A 2539-nucleotide genomic window follows, 5' to 3' on the forward strand; every position below is an offset into this window, starting at 1 on the left:
GTCGCCGTGCGCCGCATCCGCAGCCCGACGCGCAAGCTACCGAAGGCCGGGCACATGCTCTGGGGCTGGTCGTGCGGGCCCGTCGGGTAGTCTTTCCGGAGTTGCTCCAGGGTATCGGACATCCCGGCGGCCTCGGCGGCCGCCCGCATCGTGGCCTTGCCGGAATGGCAGCCGAGACCGTCCTCCTTCGCGGCGGCGAGGTTCACCACCTCGGCCGGGGCCGCGACGGGCATCGGGGCCGAGGCCGGGCGCCCGTTGCCGGCGCGAAGGGTCTGGCGCGCCCGAAGATCCGCGATGTCTAGGGTGACGGCCATGATGCGTCAGACCTCGTCGTAGACGACTTCGAGGGACGGCTTCACGACCTGGGTCGTGCCGCACATGTCCTCGAAGGTGGCGGGCACCAGGGTGACGCCCCGGCCGACGGCCTCGCCCTTGAACAGGCCGAGCAGGCCGTCCTGGCTGAGGGGGGTCGGATGGTTGGGCGCCGCCGCGTGGACGTTCTGCGCGAGATCCGCGAAGAGCGAGCCCCAGGGGCTCTCGGGCCGGCCGATGATCTCGTAGTTCGCGCTCTTCTTGCGGATGTCGTCGTGGGCCGGGATCGAGGCCAGGACCGGGATGCCGACGGCTGCCGCGAAGGCCTGGGCCTCGCCGGTGCCGTCGTCCTTGTTGATGACGAGGCCGCCGACCCCGACATTGCCGCCGAGCTTGCGGAAGTATTCCACCGCCGAGCAGACGTTGTTGGCCACGTAGAGCGACTGCAGGTCGTTCGAGCCGACGACGATGACCTTCTGGCACATGTCGCGGGCAATCGGCAGGCCGAAGCCGCCGCAGACGACGTCGCCCAGGAAATCGAGCAGGACGTAGTCGAAGCCCCATTCGTGGAAGCCGAGCTTCTCCAAGAGTTCGAAGCCGTGGATGATGCCGCGTCCGCCGCAGCCGCGCCCGACCTCCGGGCCGCCGAGCTCCATGGCGTAGACGCCGTCGCGCTTGAAGCAGACATCGCCGATGGCGACCTGCTCGCCCGCGAGCTTCTTCTTGGTGGAGGTCTCGATGATTGTCGGGCAGGCCCGGCCGCCGAAGAGCAGCGAGGTGGTGTCGCTCTTCGGGTCGCACCCGATGAGCAGGACCTTCTTGCCCTGCTGGGCCATCATATAGCTGAGATTGGCCAGGGTGAACGACTTGCCGATGCCGCCCTTGCCGTAGATCGCGATGATCTGCGTCTCCTTGGTGGCCTTGACCGGCACGGGGTCCGGCTCGATGCCGGCCTCGGCGCGGAGCGCCTCGGAAGCCTTCAGGGCGCCGCCGTTCAGCTGCATCGTCTTCAGCTGGATGTTCATGCGGCTCTCCAATCCAGGATCATCTTCAGGCATTCGGCATCGCCGAAGGCCGTGCGATAGGCGTCCGGAGCGGCGTCCGCCGGACGCCGGTGGGTGATGAGACCGTCGAGGGCGAGGCGGTCCGCCTCGATCAGCGCGAGGGTCGCGGCGAGATCCTCGGGCCGCCACTGGGCCGCGACCCGGATGCGGGCCTCCCGCAGGAAGGCGGGGGCGAAGTCGAAGGCGAGCCGGGCCTCGTAGAAGCCCGCGAGCACGATCTCGCCGCCGGGCGCGAGGCGGGCGATCGCAGCGTCGAGAATCCCGGCATCGCCACTGACGTCGAGGATCGTTGCGTAATCGCGCCGGGCATCGTCCTCGGGGGCGCGCACGGCGTAGCCTCGCGCGCCCTGCCGGCGCACCGGCACGGTCTCCCAGACCTGCGGGTCACCCCCGAGGGCCGTGGCGATGCGGGCGACGAGGCGGCCCAGCACCCCGTGGCCGACGACGAGGAGCGGGCGGGCGAGGTCGACCCCGGCCAGCGCATGATGGGCGGTCGCCGCGAGTGCGATCAGGGTGCCGCGCTCGGCGAGACCGGAATCGATGGGCACGAGGCGGGCGCCGGCACTGACGAGGTGCGAGGCGGCGCCGCCGAAGAGGCCCCGCACCGGACCGAAGCAGCGGGCGCCGGGGACGAACACGGCCTGTCCCGCGCGCAATCCGGATTCGGCGCCGGCCTCCACGACCTCGCCGACCGATTCGTAGCCCGGCACCAGCGGGTAGCCCATGCCGGGAAAGTCGGGCATCCGGCCCGACCAGAGCAGGCGCTCCGTGCCGGTGCTGATCCCGCTCCAGCGAATCGCCACCACGGCGTCGGCCGGGGTCGGAGCGTCGAGGGTCAGGGTCTCGAGGCCGATCTGACCGGGGCGGTGGAGGATGACGGCCTGTGCGTTCATCGAGCCTCTCCTCCCTGTCCCAGCATTCGATCCGGTTCATGCCGGATCTGATGTGTCATCCTAGATAGACACTTTCATACGTCAATCCGAAATTACCTGTGCGCGCACTGAATTCGCGGATTTCGTCAACTCAGGTTGACACAAGCACCCGCGCCAGCAGCGGGCGGCGGGTCGGCATCTCGCGGACGTTCGCGAAACCCGCCTCGTGCAGCAGGGCCGTCAGCTCGGCCACGGTCCGGCAGCGGCCGGTCCCCATCGCCAGCAGGTAGA

2 protein-coding genes and 2 pseudogenes are annotated in these 2539 nt (G+C 69.9%); all 4 read right to left on the reverse strand.

The features are described from left to right. A pseudogene (locus tag K2X24_RS19295) lies at positions 1-314 on the reverse strand (chlorophyllide reductase subunit Y); the annotation flags it as partial. Positions 315-320: 6 nt separating this feature from the next. Further along, on the reverse strand, positions 321-1337 hold the full coding sequence (locus K2X24_RS19300) for a chlorophyllide a reductase iron protein subunit X (protein ID WP_292500130.1): 1017 nt from the start codon (positions 1335-1337) through the stop codon (positions 321-323). Then, a complete protein-coding gene (gene bchC, locus K2X24_RS19305) occupies positions 1334-2269 on the reverse strand; it encodes a chlorophyll synthesis pathway protein BchC (protein WP_292500131.1) in 936 nt (311 codons plus the stop codon). The genes K2X24_RS19300 and bchC overlap by 4 nt, the downstream gene beginning before the upstream one ends. A gap of 130 nt (positions 2270-2399) precedes the next feature. Next, positions 2400-2539, reverse strand: a pseudogene (locus K2X24_RS19310) (methyltransferase); the annotation flags it as partial.

It is taken from the genome of Methylobacterium sp., assembly GCF_019750675.1.
Classification (GTDB): Bacteria; Pseudomonadota; Alphaproteobacteria; order Rhizobiales; family Beijerinckiaceae; genus Methylobacterium.